General features: G+C 46.5%; 20 protein-coding genes. 7 read left to right on the top strand and 13 right to left on the bottom strand.

Annotated elements, in window-relative coordinates; all coding sequences use genetic code 11:
• From CIB36_RS12485 to CIB36_RS12465, 5 genes are all read right to left on the bottom strand, one after another.
• Positions 1-948, bottom strand: coding sequence for an ROK family protein (locus CIB36_RS12485; RefSeq protein ID WP_093989852.1), 948 nt, complete (start codon positions 946-948; stop codon positions 1-3).
• A gap of 176 nt (positions 949-1,124) precedes the next feature.
• A complete protein-coding gene (locus CIB36_RS12480) occupies positions 1,125-3,146 on the bottom strand; it encodes a hypothetical protein (RefSeq protein WP_093989851.1) in 2,022 nt (673 codons plus the stop codon).
• Between the two features lie 23 nt (positions 3,147-3,169).
• Positions 3,170-4,003 carry a carbohydrate ABC transporter permease gene (locus tag CIB36_RS12475; RefSeq protein WP_093989850.1) on the bottom strand — a complete coding sequence of 278 codons (834 nt, stop codon included), beginning with the start codon at positions 4,001-4,003 and terminating at the stop codon, positions 3,170-3,172.
• A gap of 22 nt (positions 4,004-4,025) precedes the next feature.
• Positions 4,026-4,892: a carbohydrate ABC transporter permease gene (locus CIB36_RS12470; protein ID WP_093989849.1), complete on the bottom strand. Its 867-nt coding sequence runs from the start codon at positions 4,890-4,892 to the stop codon at positions 4,026-4,028.
• Between the two features lie 54 nt (positions 4,893-4,946).
• Entirely contained in the window at positions 4,947-5,474 is a 528-nt protein-coding gene (locus tag CIB36_RS12465; RefSeq protein ID WP_093989848.1) for an extracellular solute-binding protein, read from the bottom strand.
• A gap of 526 nt (positions 5,475-6,000) precedes the next feature.
• On the opposite strand from CIB36_RS12465, the gene trpB reads away from it, so the two are divergent.
• From trpB to CIB36_RS12440, 4 genes are all read left to right on the top strand, one after another.
• The gene (gene trpB / locus CIB36_RS12460) at positions 6,001-7,206 is read left to right on the top strand and encodes a tryptophan synthase subunit beta (protein ID WP_093990036.1); all 1,206 of its coding nucleotides are present in this window, start codon (positions 6,001-6,003) and stop codon (positions 7,204-7,206) included.
• A gap of 333 nt (positions 7,207-7,539) precedes the next feature.
• The gene (locus CIB36_RS12450) at positions 7,540-8,577 is read left to right on the top strand and encodes a DNA adenine methylase (protein WP_093989846.1); all 1,038 of its coding nucleotides are present in this window, start codon (positions 7,540-7,542) and stop codon (positions 8,575-8,577) included.
• The gene (locus CIB36_RS12445; RefSeq protein WP_093989845.1) at positions 8,567-9,424 is read left to right on the top strand and encodes a DNA adenine methylase; all 858 of its coding nucleotides are present in this window, start codon (positions 8,567-8,569) and stop codon (positions 9,422-9,424) included. Before CIB36_RS12450 ends, CIB36_RS12445 begins: the two co-directional genes overlap by 11 nt.
• Positions 9,425-9,439: 15 nt before the next feature.
• Complete coding sequence (locus CIB36_RS12440) at positions 9,440-11,230, top strand: restriction endonuclease FokI C-terminal domain-containing protein (protein ID WP_093989844.1); 1,791 nt, start codon at positions 9,440-9,442, stop codon at positions 11,228-11,230.
• A 54-nt stretch (positions 11,231-11,284) separates the two neighbouring features.
• Here the strand turns inward: CIB36_RS12440 and CIB36_RS12435 are convergent, their stop codons facing one another.
• A complete protein-coding gene (locus tag CIB36_RS12435; protein WP_093989843.1) occupies positions 11,285-11,734 on the bottom strand; it encodes a nucleoside 2-deoxyribosyltransferase in 450 nt (149 codons plus the stop codon).
• Between the two features lie 145 nt (positions 11,735-11,879).
• Between CIB36_RS12435 and CIB36_RS12430 the strand changes: the two genes are divergently transcribed.
• Complete coding sequence (locus CIB36_RS12430) at positions 11,880-12,683, top strand: GH25 family lysozyme (RefSeq protein WP_093989842.1); 804 nt, start codon at positions 11,880-11,882, stop codon at positions 12,681-12,683.
• Between the two features lie 58 nt (positions 12,684-12,741).
• Positions 12,742-13,575: an HAD family hydrolase gene (locus CIB36_RS12425; RefSeq protein ID WP_093989841.1), complete on the top strand. Its 834-nt coding sequence runs from the start codon at positions 12,742-12,744 to the stop codon at positions 13,573-13,575.
• A gap of 2 nt (positions 13,576-13,577) precedes the next feature.
• Here the strand turns inward: CIB36_RS12425 and CIB36_RS12420 are convergent, their stop codons facing one another.
• The 7 genes from CIB36_RS12420 to CIB36_RS12390 all read right to left on the bottom strand — a co-directional run bounded on the left by CIB36_RS12420 (position 13,578) and on the right by CIB36_RS12390 (position 19,681).
• Positions 13,578-14,447: a GNAT family N-acetyltransferase gene (locus CIB36_RS12420; protein ID WP_158662701.1), complete on the bottom strand. Its 870-nt coding sequence runs from the start codon at positions 14,445-14,447 to the stop codon at positions 13,578-13,580.
• Between the two features lie 73 nt (positions 14,448-14,520).
• Positions 14,521-15,060: a ribosome hibernation-promoting factor, HPF/YfiA family gene (gene hpf / locus CIB36_RS12415; protein WP_093989839.1), complete on the bottom strand. Its 540-nt coding sequence runs from the start codon at positions 15,058-15,060 to the stop codon at positions 14,521-14,523.
• A gap of 196 nt (positions 15,061-15,256) precedes the next feature.
• Positions 15,257-15,715: an HrpE/YscL family type III secretion apparatus protein gene (locus CIB36_RS12410; protein WP_093990035.1), complete on the bottom strand. Its 459-nt coding sequence runs from the start codon at positions 15,713-15,715 to the stop codon at positions 15,257-15,259.
• Positions 15,716-15,768: 53 nt separating this feature from the next.
• Positions 15,769-16,248, bottom strand: a complete 480-nt coding sequence (coaD, locus tag CIB36_RS12405; RefSeq protein WP_093989838.1) for a pantetheine-phosphate adenylyltransferase — start codon at positions 16,246-16,248, stop codon at positions 15,769-15,771.
• 60 nt (positions 16,249-16,308) lie between these two features.
• Positions 16,309-16,851 carry a 16S rRNA (guanine(966)-N(2))-methyltransferase RsmD gene (gene rsmD / locus CIB36_RS12400; protein ID WP_093989837.1) on the bottom strand — a complete coding sequence of 181 codons (543 nt, stop codon included), beginning with the start codon at positions 16,849-16,851 and terminating at the stop codon, positions 16,309-16,311.
• A gap of 8 nt (positions 16,852-16,859) precedes the next feature.
• Positions 16,860-17,990, bottom strand: coding sequence for an FtsW/RodA/SpoVE family cell cycle protein (locus tag CIB36_RS12395; protein WP_093989836.1), 1,131 nt, complete (start codon positions 17,988-17,990; stop codon positions 16,860-16,862).
• A 23-nt stretch (positions 17,991-18,013) separates the two neighbouring features.
• Positions 18,014-19,681, bottom strand: a complete 1,668-nt coding sequence (locus tag CIB36_RS12390; protein WP_093990034.1) for a formate--tetrahydrofolate ligase — start codon at positions 19,679-19,681, stop codon at positions 18,014-18,016.
• Positions 19,682-19,944: 263 nt separating this feature from the next.
• Here CIB36_RS12390 and tsaE point away from each other — a divergent pair, with 263 nt between their 5' ends.
• On the top strand, positions 19,945-20,379 hold the full coding sequence (gene tsaE, locus CIB36_RS12385; RefSeq protein WP_093989835.1) for a tRNA (adenosine(37)-N6)-threonylcarbamoyltransferase complex ATPase subunit type 1 TsaE: 435 nt from the start codon (positions 19,945-19,947) through the stop codon (positions 20,377-20,379).
• Positions 20,380-20,400: the final 21 nt, after the last annotated feature.

The raw sequence follows: 20,400 nt of genomic DNA, 5'->3' as shown, positions 1-20,400 counted from the left end.
TCATAGATTAATTAATGATGCTGCGCCGATGATACCGGCTGTATTTTTCAGCCTTGCAATCTCCACAGGCGGCGGACAGAGATAGATGTTGGCAAAACAATATTCTTTCACCTTTTTATTCAAAGGTGTCAAAAGCGTATCCCCTTCATTGCAGATCCCCCCGCTAAGCAGGATCTTTTCGGGACGAAACAGATTCACCAGATTGGATACACCGTTTGCAAGTGCCTCAATATAATCATCAACAATCTGTTGCCCATATGAATCTCCCCTTTTCGCAGCTTCAAAAGCAATCCTTCCATCAATTTTCTCAGGATCCCTCCCACACAGATCAGCAATCAAAGATTCCGGATGCATATGTAATTGCTTTTTTGTTTCAGAAATCAACGCTGTAGCAGAAGCATAGGCTTCCAAGCATCCTTTTCTTCCGCAAGTGCATTGTCTGCCATTTTGCACAATCGTATTATGCCCCGCAACGCCACCACAGCCACTCCCATCCAGAAGCTTCCCGTTAACCACAATACCGCTTCCGACACCGGTGCCAAGTGTCAACAATACAATATTTTTGCATCCTATGGCGCTTCCTGCCATAAGTTCCCCCAATGCGGCACATTTAGCGTCATTTGTAACTACTAATGGCAGATTGAGCTTTTGGCTTAAAATACTCCTAATCGGAAGATCGTGCCAGTTAAAATTATTGGAATAAAGCACTGTACCCGTTTTACTGTTTATCACGCCCGGGCACCCTAACCCTACACCCAATATCTCTTTTGGGGAAAGATTATTTTTACTGATAATATCTCGAACCTGTAAGACGATTTTCTCTATAACGCCATCAGCACCTGCCTGAACATGAGTCTCACAGACCGACTGGTCCACAATTCGATAATCTGGATCAATTAGCCCAATTTTAAGATTGGTTCCGCCCAAGTCAATTCCAATTCGGTACATTTCTCATCCCCCCTTTCTACTCGATCAGTGTTATTGTTGATCCCTAGCATGCCGCAAACAACATGCTAGGGATGCTACTCCATATAAATAATCTTACTGCAGGATAGCACGAAATGAATCCATATCTCCGCTGAGCATTATATGGCCTTCCTCTGAACGAATATAGTTTACACCGCTTACAGAGCCATCCCAATGCAGCAATATGCTCTGCGGTGACCGTTTTCCTGGCGTTCATAATTTAGAAGGTATTGGTCACCGTCTTTTTCAAGCGTTAGGGTTACAGCGCCGTATCGAGTCGGGGTCTCTTCCAGGATCAAAGGGGTATTTCCATCTGGAAGCCACTCTTTAGGCAGCCCAGCGAGAAGTTCTAGATTATTCTTCTTCTCCATAACAATCATATTCCTTGCCACATAGATGAACATTGCAGAACCCCAGTTGTGCGGCATATCCCCAATCATTTCATCTGAATTGGTCCCCTTAAGCGCCTGTTCTTCCCTCCAACACCGTGCAGGAGCAGCATGGTTAGCAAAAGCATAGAGATAGTCTGCCGTTTTATCTCCCCGTCCGGCATACAGCCATGCCAAGGCATCAAACATACTTCCATAAGGCCAAACGGCGTTCCAGCACATCCAACCGGTATTTTCCGGAATTCCTTCTCTATCGTCAACGCTGTCCATCAGGGTCAGTAAATTTGATACCAATGCATCATCTGGTTCAAAGACCTCTCCTGGATAGATCGCTTGACTGTAAGCCCATATTCCTGTCTGGGGCTTATATACCTCATGATTGATGATTCCATCATCATCGATATTCTCCCTTACCTTGCGTTCCAATTCGTCTGGGGACAGCATGCTCATCGGGAGATACGCGATCCCGTCATCCGTATACCTTGTATCCCGTTTTGCACATTTCCGGAAAGCCTCCATAATGCTGTCAAATTCGGCTTTAAAATCTTCAAAGCCCTTTAAATTTAAGCGTTTTCCGGCTTCATAGGCCGCCTTTAATCCATGCATCACCCATAGCGGTGTGGTATATTCTGCTTCTATATTGATACCTCCATCTCCTAAACACGGAGGGAACAAGCCATATCCTGGATAGTCCTTTCCAAGCGCTCGGGCCTGTCTGCGCTGTTCCTGGATATAGGCCAGCGCCCTACAAAGCGTCGGCCATAGCTCAGTTAGCCGCTCATCATCCTCCATAATCTCACATTGTCGGACAGTTGTCGCCAACGCGATTCCGGTTTCTTTATCATGTGGACTCATAATTTCAATCGATCCATCTGGATGAGTATTAGCAAGCACAGCAAGCAGCCCTGCATATGCCTCCTGATGCCGGCCCATCATATGTACACTTTCCAGAATAGAATGTCCGTCCACAAACCATAATCCCCGATAATAGGTCGGTCCCACCTGATAGGTGTAAACCTTCTTATGGACCTCTCTAGCCTGTAGGATATTGCGTCCACAGGATTTCAGCATATCCATAATCTGATTATCAGGAATCTGAAATTTCTTTTGGAACGGCTTTACTGTTTTCCAATAGTCTGCTGCCCATAATTCAGCTTGTTTTGCACTGTTCAGCGTGGCCTCTTCTGTTGAAAGTTCTCCATCATATACGAAGAAAAATGCGCCTTCTTTAACCTCCCCTGCCGCAAAATGATATGGTTTGACCCCTTCTACAGAACAGGTCTTTTCTCCCGGAGCAGCCTGAATCGTAAAGGTTCCATCTACAGCAGAACCCAATTCTGACAGTACTACTGTCGCACGGGTGGTTGTAAAGTTTTCCTTTGCCTCCAATTTCCAAAGGACCACATCAGCTCTCACACCCTTTGGAGTCAGCCATGCAAATGCTTTCCAAGAAACCCGGCTCGCTGCATAATCCTCTACTGTTGTTACGATCGCTGCTCCTGGATCTCCAAAGTCCTGTTTCACCTCCAACAGCTTGTCACGGTAGGTGATACTAGGTTTATAACGAAACTGAAATCCGCGGTTTACAACAATTCTGCTATGCACAGGATATTTTGTATCATTATTGCGCATATAGAACTGCAGGTTATCTGTTTCATGAAAACGATCAAAACCAAAATTGATACTGCCGTCTTCTCTCAGGATTGTTTTATAGACATCGTCTACCAAGCCAATGCAGCTTTGCGGCCGTTCTGGAGCAAAGCGGAAGTCGATCACTCTTTTCTCATTCATTTCGATATATTCCTTTCTTAATTTTATCCTTTTACAGCCCCAGCAACCATTCCTGTCACCACATATTTTTGTAGGATGATATAAACAATGATGCTAGGTAACGATACTAAAACGATTGCTGCAAACATTGCTCCATAATCACTGGCGAACGAACTTTTAAAATAATATAATGCGATCGGCAAAGTACGGCTTCTGTCTCCCGTTGTCAATGTTAACGCAAATTGGAATTCGTTCCAGCACAGCAAAAACTGCATCACTCCGGCTGTTGCAAAAGAAGGTCTTGCCAAAGGCATAATAATCGTAATATAGGTCCTGACGAAGCCCGCTCCATCCAAATAAGCCGATTCTTCCATTTCCTTGGGGATCGTTTTATAGTAACTAGAAATGATAAAAAGGGATTGAGGTATGCCAAACCCAACATATACAATGATCAACCCCCACATACTGTCATACAAACCGACTGCGCTGACTGAAGTATATAGTGGCAGCAGTAACGCCGCACCCGGGATCAGCAAACCCATAGAAAAAAGAAGGCGTATCAGGTTCTGTCCCCGAAATTGAAAACGTGAAAGCACATAAGCCGCCATTCCCATAGCGATCAGGTTGATGGTCACCCCAAAAAAGGTTACAAAAATACTATTAAAATAATACCGGACAATGGGAGCAAGTTGAAATGCCGTAGTATAGTTTTTGATCTGCACGCCACTTGGAAATCCTAGAGTAAAATCCAGAATTTCCTTGTTGGTTTGAAACGACGCAAAAAGCACCCACAAAAAAGGCCCCAATGTAACCAGCAGCGTAACAGCCAAAAAGAAAAAAATCAATATTTTTACTAAGATCTTCTTGCATACTTTCATTTTTACACCTTCCTCAATTTCTCTAAATTGGATCATTCATACGATAAATCTTATTGATCAATCCAATTGAGATCAACCCAACAATAATCAGGATGACACCTTGTGCATTAGCAAGTCCAAAATTATTGTCTTTAAACGCAGTTTTATAGATCAATAAAGGAAGGTTCATCGTCTTGTTACCGGGACCGCCATTTGAAGTCATAATCAGTATATCCAGCTTCTGTAACATAGAGGTTGCCGCCAAGATCGTACCAGTACCAATAGCATTTCTTACCAGAGGAATTTTGATATAAATGTTTAATTGAAGTTCGTTGGCACCATCAATTACCGCCGCCTCTGGGATGTCCTCCGAAATAGCGGACAGTTCTGCAATTACCAGTAATGCAACGATCGCCGCAAAAGGCAGCCAAGTTATAGTGACTGCAAAAAATGCAACATTTGCGTCTGCAAACCAATTCACATTAAAGTCCTTTACACCAAAAAATTGAACGATCTTGTTAACTGGACCATACATTGGATTTAAAATATTGTAAAAAAGCATCCCTAGCGCCGCACTGGAGATAATATTTGGAAGCATGTAGACAGTTCTAAAAAAACCACTGTATTTTTTCCTGCGTGAAATAATCAAAGCAAAGATCAGCCCAAAAAGAACATGGATCGTTGACTGCAAAACAATCCAGATAATATTATTTTTCAGCGCGGACAAGAAATCATCCGACATAAAAAGCTGTTTGTAATTGTTTATGCCCTCGAATGAAATCTCACCACCGATTCTCCAATTACAGAACGATGTGGCGAACACCTGAACTGTTGTGATCAGAAAGACAAAGCAAAACAATGCAATTCCTGGCAACAAAAACAATATAATCCACCTTTTTTTGATACGCATAGTAAGCTCTCAATCCTTTCTTATCACATTTTTTCAAAATATGATGGTTTCATATTATTCCGCTTTTGCTGCTGCTTCATCAAGCTTTTCTGCCATACCGGCTGCATCCAGCGAACCCGCCGCCAATTCTGGGTAATATTGACCAAACGCATCAACTACGCTAGCATATGCCAAAACATCAAAGGTCTGCACGGTAGTTTCCGCTTTCTGTACAGCGTCTACGTTAGCAACAAACAACGGATTTGAAGCCTTAAATTCATCGCTTATTGTAATTTCGGAGGATACCGGGATCGACCCATCTTTCTCCATCCGGTCTTCCTGCGGCTCAGTAGACCAGTATTCTTTTAGGAAGGTAAAAGCCGCTTCCTGAGTTTCCGGGGTCTTGGCACAGATAACGCTTCCCTCCGCATATGTTTTAATCAATCCGTTTTCCGGATACATCGCAAAGCCAATATGGTCCGCTAATCCAGCAACCGCTTTTTCTTCATTGCTGAAATCAGCAATCATCCAGCTTCCATTAAAGATCATTGCCGCCTGCTCCTGTAAAAAGTTGTTCGCTGCATTGGCATAAGCTGCGCCCAAGGCATCGACAGTAAAAACTCTCTCTTGACAAACAGCGCATTAGGGTGATATAATTTAAAAAAATAAATTGATAAACCGTTGAAGCGGAGATAACGGCAGCCATGCCTTTACAGAGAGCCTGCGTCGCTGAAAATCAGGCAAGAAACAAGTTGTCAAATGGACCGCGGAGGGTGCAGTCAAATGCGAGTCGTCGCAAAGTATTCTGCAACGTGTGGGCATACGTCAGTTGCCGGGGATATGCAGGTATCCTGCTAAGTGCATGGGATATACCCATGAAATCAAGGTGGCACCGCGGATAATAATTTATTCGTCCTTGACAGATCTGTATTGATTCTGTTGAGGGCGTTTTTATTTTCCAAACTCCTTTGGCAGAATTGAGTCAAAGGAGTTTTTCTGTTACAGGAGGTATAATATGCTGTTCACGAAACGATGGCGCTGCTTAAAATAACTTACCCTTTTATCAAAAACAAACGTATAAACATAAATTTTGTGAGAGTTGGAGGAAAATAAAATGGAATTTAATCATATCAATTTTGATACCTACTTTAGAAATTATCCCGACAAAAACGGTTACTTTGGAAAATACGGCGGAATGTACATTGACGATAAGCTCAAAGAAGTTATGTCCGAGATCACAGAAGCCTACTACTCGATCTGCCAGTCCAGAAAATTCATTGCAGAGCTGCGCAGGATCAGAAAAGAATTTCAGGGCAGGCCTACCCCTATCTCACATCTGGAGCGGCTTTCCGAGTCGCTCGGCGGAAAAGTACAGCTTTACGCAAAGCGTGAGGATCTAAACCATACGGGCGCCCACAAGTTGAACCATTGTATGGGAGAAGCGCTTCTTGCCAAATATATGGGCAAAAAAAAGGTGATCGCCGAAACAGGCGCCGGCCAGCATGGGGTGGCCCTTGCAACTGCGGCGGCATACTTTGGACTGGAATGCGACATCTATATGGGCTCAGTGGATATTAAAAAGCAGGCTCCCAATGTCGCCAGGATGAAGATCCTCGGCGCAAATGTCGTTGAGGTCACGCACGGCCTGCAAACACTGAAGGAGGCTGTTGACGCGGCATTTGAGGCATATGTCAAAGAATATGACAATGCTATCTACTGCATTGGCTCGGTGGTAGGTCCCCATCCTTTCCCAATGATGGTGCGCGATTTTCAGAGTGTAGTAGGAATCGAAGCAAGAGAACAGTTCCTTGACATGACCGGACATCTTCCGGACTCGATCGTTGCCTGCGTAGGCGGCGGAAGCAATGCGGCGGGATTTTTTGCCGGATTTTTAAATGATCCTGTGGATATTTATGGAATCGAACCGCTTGGCAGGGGCGCATCGCTCGGCGACCATGCCGCAAGCCTGAAATACGGTACCGAAGGTGTTATGCACGGCTTCAACAGCATTATGCTGAAGAATGAAAACGGAGAGCCAGCGCCCGTTTACTCTGTTGCAAGCGGCTTAGACTACCCTTCTTCCGGTCCTGAACATGCATTTTTGCAGGAAATCGGCAGGGTAAAATACGATGTGATCGACGACGAAGAAACGATCGATGCTTTCTACAAATTAGCCCGTTTAGAAGGGATTATTCCGGCGATCGAAAGCTCTCATGCGGTTGCCTTTGGCATGAAGCTTGCCAAAACAATGGATCAAGGCTCCGTCCTGATTAACCTCTCTGGAAGAGGCGACAAGGATATGGATTATGTGATCGAAAAATACGGGATCCGCTAACCGAAAACCTTTTCTGTTAAAAGAAAAATAATCAAGCCCCTCCCCTTTGCCTGAGCATTCAGGCAAAGGGGAGGGGCGTTTCTTTTATGCGAAGCTAAAAAACAAAAAGTTTCCTGTAAAAGCGGCCCCCACAAAGACTTTTGGAACTTGATATTATCCCGAAATTTCGATATAATTTGTATGAAAGACATTTTTGAAACTTTGAGCGCAGCAAAGAACCCCGTGAAATGCCGCAGAAAAATCGGCAGTGCCGGGGATAGCCTGATCTACAGCCTTATTTTATCAAGGATAATTATTTTTTAATACCCATCAACACAATAGGAGCGAAAATCCATGAGATACATTGGCGGAAAAGCATTATTGACAAGTGAGATTATCGGCACGATACAAAAGAAAGCAAAGCAGGCGGGGTCTGTCATTGATGTGTTTGCCGGCAGCGGCGCAGTATCGGCCGCACTTAAAAAACAGGGGTATCAGGTTTACTCTAACGACTTTTTGTACTTTTCCTATGTGTTAAACCGGGGAACGTTAGACTTAAATGAAACGCCAAAATTTGACCGGCTGGGAATTCCAGACCCTATCCAGTACCTCAACAGCTTAAAATTAGAGGACACGGGGTACAAGCTGGAGGACTGTTTTGTATACCGCAATTATTCCCCTAATGAAACCTGTGACAGAATGTACTTTCAAAATGAAAATGCTATCAAAATAGACATCATCCGAAAACAAATCGAGGAATGGAAAGATCGGCTTTCAGAAGACGAATATTTTTACCTGCTGGCAGCCTTGATCGCGGCGGTGCCCTATGTCAGCAACATTGCAGGGGTATATGCCGCTTACTTAAAGCACTGGGATGCACGAACCTACCGCGACATCGAATTAAAAGCCCCGGTGATCATCCCCTCTTCCCAAAAATCAGTATCCATGAATTTGGATTACACCGATGTGTTGGGTAAGGTCAAAGCCGATCTTTTATATGCGGATCCGCCTTATAATGCGCGACAGTATCTGCCCAATTACCATGTACTGGAAACGATCGCCTTGTATGACCAGCCTGATATTTCTGGCATTACTGGCCTGCGCAGCTATGACCGGCAAAAATCAAAATTTTGCATGAAGTCAAAAGCGGCTGAAGCCTTTGAAACCATGATACAGCTGGCCGACGTGCGGTATATTATGATCAGCTACAACAACGAAGGCCTGCTTTCCACGGAAGAACTCACCGCTATCTGTAAAAAACATGCGAAGAAACACAGCTTCCGGCTGATAGAAATGGAATACCGAAGATACAAAAGCAAGATCCCCAATCATCAGTCGGGATTAAAAGAGCAAATATACTTTTTTGAAAAGGAGCGGGAAAGTGGAGCATAACTATCATAAATCCCCCTTAAATTATATTGGTGGAAAATATAAGCTGCTGCCCCAGCTTACTAAATTTTTTCCAAAAAGGATCAATACAATGGTCGACCTGTTCGCCGGCGGCTGTGACGTTTGCTCCAATATCCGGGCAAATAGGATCCGGGCAAATGATATCAACCACTATGTGATCGGTATTTATCAAACATTCCAGTCCATGACCATCGAGGAGCTTCTGGCCTATCTTGACACGACCATTGAGCAAAATCATTTGTCGATCACCGATAAGGAGTCCTACAACCTGTTCCGGAAAGCGTATAATGAAAGCAGTACCCGCAATCCTTTGGATCTTTATATTCTGGTCTGCTATGCCTTTAATTACCAATTCCGTTTTAACAGCAAGCATGAATTCAACTCGCCGTTCGGGTTGAACAGAAGCAGCTTTAATTCCAGTATTAGGGCTAATCTGATACAGTTCCATAAAAACATTCAGCCCATAGAGTTTTCGTCAGTCCATTTTCAGGATCTAGATCTTTCGGACCTTACGCAAGGGGATTTCCTGTATGCAGACCCGCCTTATTTAATCACTACAGGCAGCTATAACGATGGGAAACGCGGCTTCCACGGTTGGGGAAAAGCCGACGATCAAGCGTTATTTGCATTGTTGGACCAGCTTGACCGTCAGGGGGCAAGGTTTGCGCTATCCAACGTTACAGAGCATAAAGGGATCAAAAACCAGGAACTGATCGAATGGAAGAAAAAATACCACACTCATAAAATCAATTATAGTTACAAAAACAGTAACTATCATGCGAAAAACAGGGACAAAAAAACTCGCGAGGTTTTAATTACCAATTATTAAAAGGAGGAGGATACCATGTCAAGAACGTTTGGGTGGGTGCAAAATCCGAACCGTCTTGAAACACTAAAATATATTACCGGCATTTTTCAAAAGGATTCTGACAGCAATATAGACCTTAGAACAAACAGACTCCCCAAACTACTGGAATATCGGTTTATTACCCGGGAGCACTATGACCAATTTATTCTGGAACTGTCAAAAGAGAAGATCGAGATCTCTTATGACCTGCTGAAAGGAAAGGGGTTAAACGGCGCAAAATCCAGAAAGGATGCCATCTGCACCGGGATCGTGCAAGCCGCTATCGACGCCCATTCCTCCTCAAAATTCATCGTCAGAGAGGATGGAAACGAAGAAAAGATCAAGAAGCCCTATGTCGACGATTGGACAGCCGACGGCTATTTAAGATGGGCGGTTTCCACCGGGCTGATCAAACATAGTCCCAGTACCGACTCCTGTAAAATCACCGATTTAGGAGTACGGCTGGTACACGCAAAGGACACCGTAGAGGAACAAGAGGTTTTTACACAGGCGCTCTTATCCTACCCGCCGGTATACCGGGTTTTGGAAATCTTGTCGGATCAAAAGCCCAAAACAAAATTTGAAATCGGCGCCCAGCTTGGTTTTCAGGGAGAAATGGGATTTACCTCTATTCCTCAGGAAATTTTTGTCTACGATTACAGCACTGCCCCGGCCGCAAAACAACAGGACATCAAGCAGAATGAAGAGGGCGATTCAGACAAATATGCCAGAACTATAGCAAACTGGCTCAGCCAAATGAAATGGGTCAAGCCCATGTATAAAGACGTCACCGAAACCTATTTGGGAACCACCTATACAATAACGCTCCGCGCATGGCAGATCACCCGTGCGGGAGAGCTGGCCCTGAAAAAGTCCAAAGGGGGTTCCAGCAATGCCAGGATCCCAAAAATCGTAAAATTTGAAATGCTGGCCACAAAAGTGCCGAACGCCAATTATATCCGGCTCAGAAGGGCGCAGATTTTAAACTCGTTAAAAACCGGAAAAACCATTGCGTCGATCCAGCAATATCTGCACGGATCGGGAATCATGGAAACCGAAAGCGTCATTCAGGATGAACTGGATAATTTCCAAAACATTGGTATCACGATCTCGAAGGACGGCGGCAAATATAAACTCGTCGACATCATTATCGGGCTTGAGATCCTTCCTTCACCTTCCGCGATCAGGAAGGAACATATCACAGAACTAAAGGATAAGATCCGCAAGAAGCTGCATCATATAAGCCACAGCTACCTACTTCTGGTCGATCTTGCGTACAGCGACGCAGACACAAAGGCAAAGAAAAATTTAGAAGCAAAAGAATTTGAAATCCAAACAGCAAAGCTTTTTACCAAAGAACTTGATTTTTCCGGCAGCCGGCTGGGGGATTCCAACAGGCCGGATGTCATCCTCTCTTACGGAACACAGGGAACGATCATTGACAACAAATCCTATAAAGACGGGTTTAATCTGGATGCTGGCTGCCGGGATGAAATGTCCAGGTATATTGAAGAAAACCAGCAAAGGATTCCCGGCGTTCCCTCAAATGAATGGTGGAAAAGCTTTGATCCATCGGTAACCGATTTCACCTTTCTGTTTGTTACCTCCTATCTAAAGGGGAATTTTAAAAAGGGCCTTTCATACATCTCCACCATGAGAAAAATACAAGGGGCCTGCGTCAATGTAGAAAACCTTCTGTATTTGGCAGAAAATATCAAAAGCGGAAAAACCTCCTATACAGAGTTCTTTTCCCTGTTCAACAACGAGGAAATCGTGATTGGATCATGAAAAAACGATCCATACAAGAAGCCGTGATGAAAAAATTCATCACGGCTTCTTGTTTTATTCTCCTGCCTTGGTCCGGCGCAGGCAGTCTTCCAGCCCGCCCTCTACCACAACCGCACTGCAGGCGATCATTAGGTTCAGCGGCAGTGAAAAATCCTCCACTGCAAATCCCCGGGCATCTGTTTCCCCAATTTTTTGACGCAAAGTGCGGCAATCTTCCAAGTATACATAAATCCTTTTCCCTTTAGCCACGGCATACCCCACCTCAAAGGCCGTGCCAGAATCAGGCTCCATTCCCCGGAAAGGGTTCATGTTCGCCATCACAATATCCGCCTCTTCAATCAGCTTTAGGTTCCCCGCCAGAATTTCCTGCGCAGACTGCGCCTCGTTGTCCAAAGGATAAAGCCCCTCAAAGCCGTACCTCTTACACAGCTGTTTCATAGCCTGTCCCCGCCCCGCCGCGTCAGGATAAAACACATCATATCCCGCCAGATAAATTTTTTTCATTGTCTCGCCTCCTCATCTTACTGTTAGTGTACCATAATTTTTTCTGCTTGTCAGCATCTTCCCTTTTCCCTGCCGGATCATATGATATAGTATACCGCTTTTATTATGAACGCGGTATCAAACGATTCAGAAAGGAGGTGTTTTGATGCGTATCCGCGGGATCGACGTTTCTTCTTTCCAAGGGGAAATCCATTGGGAAGAGGTGAAACGAGACCACATTGAATTTGCAATCCTCCGCGCCGGATACGGGCGTTTCCCGAATCAAATCGACCGTCGGTTTGAAGAAAACTACCGGGAAGCCAAACGGCACAAAATCCCAGTCGGGGCTTACCTTTACAGCTATGCCACTACCGTTGAGGAAGCGCGCCAAGAAGCCAGAAACCTTCAGGGCTGGTTAAGGGGAAAACGATTTGAGTTCCCGATCTATTACGACTTGGAGGATCAATCACAGGCTTTTCTTTCCAAACGCAGGCTCACCGATATTGCCATTGCCTTTTGCGACGAGATGGAACGCGCGGGATATTTTGTGGGAGTCTATGCGAACGCCTACTGGCTGATCACAAAATTAGACCGCGACAGACTGACCCCATACACCATCTGGCTAGCAGATTATGCGCCGGAGCCATCCTACCGCGGCGAATATAAAATGTGGCAGTACACCAGCAGAGGCAAGGTTGCCGGGATCCATGGGGACTGTGACATGGATTACTGCTATCAGGATTTCCCCAAGATCATAAAGCGAGCCGGATTAAACGGGTTTGAACGTTCAGACGAGCCGCACCCCGGCCACAAGCCCCACATCGCTGTTTACACGGTCCAAAAAGGCGACACCCTCATTCGGATCGCTGAACGCTACCACACGACCTGGCAGAGGATCGCAAGGGAAAACCGCATTGCAGACCCACGGTTCATCTATCCTGGGCAAAAGCTGAAGATCTATGTAGAATGATCCGCCAAAGTATGATATACTTTGATTATGATACCGAAACTTAGGAGGACAGGAACAGATGGCAGGAAGTTGGCTGATGATCAGTGATTTAGACGGAACATTTCTCAACAGTAGCGGAAAAATCAGCTCATATAGCAGAAGAGCGCTTGCTCGCATGATCCGGGAGGGCGCAAAGATCACCTTTGCCAGCGCCCGGACCTGCGCCACCATCGGCCCTATGCTAAACGGCCTTGTCCTGCCGATCCCTGTGATCATCATGAACGGTTCTGCCTGCTATGATTTCCAGACACAGAAATTCCTGCGCTGCAAGCAAATCCCCTACCCTGTCGCAGCGGAAATTTTAGGACTGATCCGCTCCCTTGGCTTAAACTGCTTCACCCACTGTCTTGGGGAAGGCCGCCTGGATATTTATTATGATGCTCTGCGGCATCCCACTGAAGAGTCGTTTTATCAAGAACGCAAAGACCTTGCTCTAAAGCGTTACCACCAAGAAAGTCCGCCGGCCGGAAAAGAGACGGTCTATTTGTCTATCTTAGCGACAGATGGGCAAATTCTGCAAGCAGCCGATCTGTTAAAGAAACTCCCCTGTTCACAAGAGATCAACGCATCGCATTATTCCGATGTCTACCATCCGGGCTATTCTTTTTTGGAGATTTACCACAAAGATGCTTCCAAGAAAAACGCAGTGCTAGCTTACCGGGAAAAATACCAGCTTCCTGTGGCCGTATTCGGCGACAACCTAAACGACCTTTCGATGATGGAGATCGCCGACCGTTCCTTTGCAGTGGGAAACGCAGTGGATGCTGTAAAGCAACAGGCTGATGAGATCATTGGCACCAACGATGAAGATGCGGTCGCAAAGACGATGGAAGTGTTGTTTTACAAAGCCTGACCCTATGCGTGGGTCAGCAGGGGGAACATCATTTTTTGCGCGGCAAATGGGCAGGGGATTCCGGAAAGCCAAAATAAGGCGTCATCATCCCCTATTTGCTGGAGCTCGCCGCCTGCCGCTTCCCCCAGCGAGAAGCCCAATACGGCTGTTGTGACGCCCTCCGGGGCAACAGCTCCTAAAATTTCAGCAAGGCTCCCGTTCTGTTTGCCTAAAATCTCCAGGCAATGCAAAACGCTCCCTTCCGTTTCCGTGATCACTGCCAGATCTAATTCCGGGAGATAGGAAATGCTGTCCCGGCAGGGGCCCATACAATAAAACATGAGCAGGCTAAAGTTTTCCCTGCCCTGCAATATGGAAAACGGATTCGCCTGATCATACAGCCTTTTCAGCAGGGAAAGGTCTTCATTGTTTTGCAGATCCAATTTTCTCTGCTGTATGTTTTTCGGCGTAACAGGGAATATCTGCTGGTATTCCGAAAAACGTGAAAAACCGAATTTCGGATAAAAATCCAGCACCGTGTGGTTGGCGATCAGGTAGATACCATCACATTTCCCTATCCACTCCTCTAAAACGGTTTCCATTAAGGAACAGCACAATCCTTGTTTTCGATAAGCTTCATCTGTCATCACCGTGCCCAGTTGGATATACCGCTTTTCCTCCCCGTTCAGGCAAAATGTCATTGGATTCACCGAAACATTGCAAACCGCTTTTTCCCCGTCAAACAGAGTGTACGGACGGTAATTTCCCTGCCAATACCCCGCTTGGTGCCAGTTTTCAAAGCTTATCCCAAACGTTTTCTGCGCCAGCCGGTCAAATGCCAAACGGCGTTTTTTATCCTGTCGTATTTCCTGATGTAAAATATATCGTTCCATAGGAATCCTTTCTATCAAAAAAAGCATAGCCTGTTTGGCTATGCTTTTTCTTTTGGCATCTGCCTGATCTTTGTTACATTTCGCAGTCCAGCACGCCGTACCCGTTTTTCCGGCGGTAAACAACATGCGTCATTCCATCTTCCCCTAGATACACGAAGAAAGAGTGCCCCAGCATTTCCATTTGAACGATTGCTTCATCATCTGTCATCATGTTAAGCAGGACATGTTTTCTGCGCCGGATCTCTGTAGAGGGGTTTGCCTCCTCAGCTTCTTCTGTCTCTCCAAGACCGGTCATCGCTTCCGCTAAAATATCGATCCCGCTTTTCCGCTTTTTATCCACCAAACTGGTTTTCAGCTTTCTCAGTTTCCGTTTCAAATCGTCTACCGCATAGTCGATACTAGGTTCGATCCGGTCTGCCCGCGCCTCGCCGCGGATAAAGCTGCCCGCGTTTTTCACAGTAATATCGCACTGATAGCTGTCTGTTTTTTTCGATAGCGTAACATCAAAAACCGCCGTTGAAGGAAGCATTTTTTCGACCCGCTTCAGTTCCTTTTCCACTCCGTCTTTCGGTCCCTGTTTTAAATCAAAGCCCCTTGCTGTAATGTTGATCATAATATGAACCTCCTTACTGACGCAAAGCGTATCCCGCTTTGTGGTGCCTCTAAAGAAGATTTTTAAAGGCAATAGAAAATGATTTTCTATATCCTTATTATACCATAAGACACAGCAAAAATATCAATAATTTATGAAAAATATACGAAATAATCAGACAAAAAATATGACGCCAATTTTATTGGCGTCATCCCTCTTATTTTACATGGTTTGGGGAACGCAGGGCAGTCTTGGCGGTTTTGATTTGATTGACAGCATCCACCAAGCCGTGTTCCGCATTCTTTAAGATGCTTTCCGAAAACTCGTTGGCAGCCCGTTTCAGTTCCCGCGCCTGCGACTGTGCAGTGCTTAAAATCTCATTTGCCTGCACCTTTGCTTTTTTGGTGATCTCATCTTCATCTACCAAACGGCGCGCGCGTTCCTCTGCTGTTTTAATGATATTTTCCGCCTCTTTTTTCGCGTCTTCCAAAATGATCTTCCGGTCAGTCACGATCAGCTTTGCCTGTTTGATCTCCTGAGGCAGATTCAACCTGATGTCATCAATCAATTCTTCAAAACGGTCGACTTCGATCATGCACTTTCCGCCTGATAACGGGACAGACCACGCGCTTTCCAACATTTCGTCCATGATGTCTAAAATTTCATTGATATTCATAGTATTCTCCATTCTGCCTTTTGGCCTAGATCTTTAAAAACCTTTTACAACTATTATTTCACCAATCGCTTCACAATATCATCTACAATTTCAGCAGGCACAAAATCGGCAATATTCCCGCCGAACCCTGCCAGTTCGCGGACAAAGCTGGAACTTAAAAAAAGGTATTCCGAAGCGGTGGTCAAAAAAATGGTTTCGGCTTTTGTATGTAACCGACGGTTTGCCATCACCATCTGGAATTCATATTCAAAGTCAGATACCGCACGCAACCCCTTGATAATAGCTGAAGCGCCGGTCTTATCCACATATTCCGCAAGCAAGCCGGAAAAGGTGTCCACTTCTACCTGTTTTAGGTGTGCAGTGCTCCGCCGGATCATATCGACCCGTTCCTCCACGGTAAAACTGCATTGTTTTGCCGGGTTGACTGCTACTAATACGATCACCTTGTCAAACAATGTTGTCGCTCGGGTAATGATATCCAAATGCCCTTTGGTGATCGGGTCAAAGCTTCCCGGACAAACTGCCACTCTCATAAAAATATACTCCTGTTTTCTTTGATTGTCATTATAATATATTTTTCTGGAAAATGCAAATCAATCCGCCGCTTCCCGGTAAACGCTTAAACGGATCCTCCCGTAAGCGTAAATCTTATGCAGATGGTAACTCCCCACCTGCTCTGGAAGCGTTTCTTCCTTCAGATGCTCGCAGATGATCAGCCCCTGCGGCTGCATGACACCGGGCACCAGCGGGAGCACCTCCTGTAAGATCCCTTTGCTGTAAGGCGGATCCAAAAAAGCAATTTGAAAACGCTCTTTGGTTCCAGCTAAAAACGCCTTCGCCTCCATGGATACCACCTTGGACTTCTGGAACATTCCGGTCGTTTGCAGGTTCTCTTTCATTACCTGCTGAGCCGCCCGACTTTCATCCACGAACACTGCGTATTCCGCCCCGCGGCTCAGCGCCTCTATGCCGATCTGGCCGGAACCTCCGAACAGATCTAAAAATCTGGCGCAAGGTAGATCAAATTGGATAATATTAAACAGCCCTTCTTTGACTCGGTCGGTGGTAGGGCGTACGTCCAGCCCCTCCAAGGTCTTTAATTTCCGTCCTCGGGCTTCTCCTGTAATTACTCTCATAATTCTCCTCACTCAATCTCATGGAAAATATATCCGGCCTTGTTTTGCCGCGAAACGCTCATCACCATTCCGATCCCCAAAAAGGAAATCAGCAAAGAGGTCCCTCCCCCGCTGACAAACGGCAGGGTGATCCCGATCACGGGGATCAAACACAAAACCATCCCGATATTCACCAGCGACTGATAAAATAAAATCGCAAAAACCCCGCAGCAGATACAACTGCCCAGCAGGCTGTCACTTTTGCGGGCGACCCTTAAGATTTTACCGCAGATCAGCACCAGCATCAACACGGTGGCTACACAGCCGGCAAACCCCAAGGTTTGTCCGATGTGCGCAAACACAAAATCGTTATGCCCTTCCGGCACATCTACCAGTCCCTTGGCAAATAACCCCCTGCCAAACCACTGGCCGGACCCCAGCGCCACCTGTCCCTTATATTGCTGATAGCCGCTTCCTAATGGGTCGGATGCAGGATCCCACGCGACATAAAAGCGGTCTTTCAGGTATCCCGGCAGCACAAACTGCCACACCAGCGGGACCGCCGCCGCCAGCATCACGGCTCCGGCCAGCAAAAATTTCAGCGATAGTCCAGCTGCAAAGATCATGACCACAAACATGGCCAAGAACACAGTCGCCGAGCCAAAATCCCCCTGCACCATGACCAGCGCCGTGTAAGCGGCCCCGTGCAGGCACAGCAGCGTAAACTGTGGCAGCCGGTTCAAATTCTTCTGTACTTTGGAAAGATGGAGGGAAAAGGTGTAAACAAAAGCTAACTTTAACAGTTCAGACGGCTGGAGCGAAAAGCTGCCGAACCGCAGCCATGCACGGTCGTCGCTGCCCGCCGGGGTATACCCCAGCGGCGTCCATAAAAGCAGGCACAGCAGAATGCCAATGCCGACCCAAACAGGCCACAGCCGTGCGGCAGCGCGAAAATCGGACAACGAGATCCAAATGGCTGTAACGATCCCCAAAAGCATTGCCCCAGTCTGAGTGACGACAGTACTAAAGCGGATAAAGCCCGCCGCATAGCAGGATACCATCATCAAACATCCAAAGCAGGAGAGCAGGACACACAGCCCCAACAGCCACATGTCCGTTGTCTTCCACCTTTGCCGTAACGCCGACTGAACTTTTCTCATCTGTTTCCCTCACAATGATCCGATCAGAACAGTCCAACGATTTCTCCTGTTTCGTCAATATCGATCTTTAAAGCAGCAGGCGCTTTGGGCAGGCCCGGCATAGTCATAATGTTGCCGGTATACACCACGATAAATCCAGCGCCCGCAGAAACCTTGACGTTCCGTACGGTAATATCAAAGCCGGTCGGGGCGCCAAGCTTTGTCTGGTCGTCTGATAAAGAGTACTGCGTTTTGGCAATACATACAGGCAACCTGTCAAGGCCCAGCTTCTCGATCTCAGCAATTTCTTTTTCCGCAGCTGCGGTATAAACAACTCCGTCCGCACGGTAGATCTCTTTCGCAATGGTACCGACCTTTTCCTTGATCGGCAGTTCATGGTCATACAGAACATGGAAATCCGACGGCTTTTCACAGGCGGCCACAACCTTTTCGGCCAATTCTGTACCGCCAAGTCCGCCTTTTGCAAACACTTCCGCCAATGCAAAATCACATCCCAAAGCATCACAGCAATCGCTAAGCACTTGGATTTCCGCATCAGTATCCGTTAAAAAGCGGTTGATCGCTACCACGACCGGGACCCCGTATTTCTGCATATTCTGGACATGGACCTGAAGGTTCTTCACCCCCAGCTTCAATGCTTCCACGTTTTCTTCCGCCAAGTCAGCCTTTGCCACCCCGCCGTTATATTTCAACGCACGGATCGTTGCCACGATCACGATGCAGTTTGGTTTTAAGCCGGCATAACGGCATTTGATATCCAAAAATTTTTCCGCGCCCAGATCAGACCCAAAGCCCGCTTCTGTCACCACATAATCCCCCAGCTTCAGCGCCAGTTTGGTCGCTTTGACCGAGTTGCAGCCATGCGCGATATTTGCGAACGGACCGCCGTGCATGATCGCAGGGGTATTTTCCAGCGTTTGTACCAGGTTTGGCTTGACCGCGTCTTTCATCAGCGCGGCCATTGCCCCATGAACGCCCAGATCCCTTGCAAAAACAGGACGGTTATCATAAGTATAGGCAACTAAAATGTTTCCCAAACGCTTTTTTAAATCATGTATGTCAGAAGCAAGGCATAAAATTGCCATGATTTCACTGGCCACTGTGATTTGGAATCCATCCTCCCGCGGGATACCGTTTACTTTTCCGCCCAAACCAACAGTTACAAACCGCAAAGCGCGGTCGTTCATGTCCATGCAGCGTTTGAATAAGATCCGCCTCTGGTCGATCCCCAATTCATTCCCCTGCTGGAGATGGTTGTCAATCACCGCGCACAGCAAGTTATTCGCGGCCGTAATGGCGTGCATGTCCCCGGTAAAGTGCAGGTTGATGTCCTCCATCGGGACGACCTGTGCATACCCGCCGCCTGCGGCGCCGCCCTTAATGCCAAATACCGGCCCCAAAGACGGCTCCCGCAGGGCGATCACCGCCTTTTTCCCGATCTGCTGCATAGCTTCGCCCAAACCGACCGAGATAGTGGTCTTCCCTTCCCCTGCCGGAGTTGGGTTGATCGCAGTAACTAAAATAAGCCTCCCGTCTGGATGATCCTGCAAGGAATCCATCAACCCATCAGACAGCTTCGCTTTATATTTCCCATAAGGCTCTATGTACTCTTCGCTGATCCCCAGCCCTTCAGCTACCTCATAGATCGGCTTCATTTTTGCACTTTGTGCAATTTCGATGTCTGTCATCATCTGTAAATTCCCCCATATCATGATTTTCTTCTTTTTTATAAACGGCCTTTTCATCAGCCGCAGTGCTGCCGGCAGGTCCTGCACATCCTTTCAAAAGCAAGAAAAACCTGCCTGCCGCACCTATGATAATGATTAGTTTTATTATATCATACTCCCCGGAATGTTACCATAACTATTGAAATAATTTTCAGAAAATAATATAATGGATTCAGTACTTTTACGGCGTTTGACCGCCGCAAACAGAAATAGGAAAGGATTTGCCGATGAAACTTTACCATTCCCACAGCACCAAAGAAACCGAACAGATCGCGGCAGATTTTGCCGAAAACCTCCGTGCGGGGGATGTCATTGCTTATACTGGCGATCTTGGCGCTGGCAAAACCGCTTTTACCAGAGGCCTTGCCAAGGGGCTGGGCATCACGGAAGAGGTCTCCAGCCCGACATTCGCTTTGGTCCACGAATACCGGGGAAACGGCCTTGTCCTTTACCATTTTGACATGTATCGGATCTCCGGTTTCGACGACCTGTATTCTACCGGATTTTTTGATTATCTGGACGAGCCGGACGCGATCCTTGCCATTGAGTGGAGTGAAAATATCGACGGGGTCCTGCCGCCGGAAACGATCACGGTTTCCATTTCCTCTACCGGGGAAAACGACCGCAAGATCCAGATCTTCGATCGCGGGGAATCCGCATAACAATAACTGCAAAGGAAGAAC

Source organism: Massiliimalia timonensis (genome assembly GCF_900186585.1).
GTDB classification, from domain to species: Bacteria; Bacillota; Clostridia; order Oscillospirales; family Ruminococcaceae; genus Massiliimalia; species Massiliimalia timonensis.
This window is presented reverse-complemented; position numbering and strand designations above follow the sequence as displayed.